The following is a 410-nucleotide window of genomic DNA, read 5'->3' on the forward strand; positions in this document are numbered from 1 at the left end:
TGGATGTAGTCCACGTGCGCGTTCGTGGTGATTTCGCCCGCCAGCACCACCAAGCCGGTGTTGGTCAGGGTTTCGGCGGCCACGCGGCTGCGCGGATCCTGCTCGAAAATCGCGTCCAGGATGGCGTCCGAAATCTGGTCCGCCACCTTGTCGGGGTGGCCTTCCGAGACCGATTCGGACGTGAAAAGAAAGTCGTTCGCCATTTGAATACACTCCTATGAACTGCCTGGCGGTCGCCGGGCAAAGGGTGCTTGGCGAACGCTTTAGCTGAATTTTTGAATCGCCCGCAAGTTGTTCAGTAACTCGGCGATGCGCGCATTGTAATTCCAACCCGCTGGGCGGTGCAGGCACCGGCCCATGCCCTGACGTGTGACCATGCTGTCTGTGTTCCGATTTTTGGCCCGCTGGCC

General features: G+C 59.8%; 1 protein-coding gene. It reads right to left on the bottom strand.

The window, feature by feature from the left end; all coding sequences use genetic code 11:
- Window positions 1-203: S-adenosylmethionine synthetase N-terminal domain-containing protein (locus HA630_RS00985; RefSeq protein ID WP_243855312.1), on the bottom strand; the 203-nt coding region annotated here is incomplete at its 3' end.
- Window positions 204-410: the final 207 nt, after the last annotated feature.

The sequence above is a fragment of the Aquabacterium sp. A08 genome (assembly GCF_011742065.1).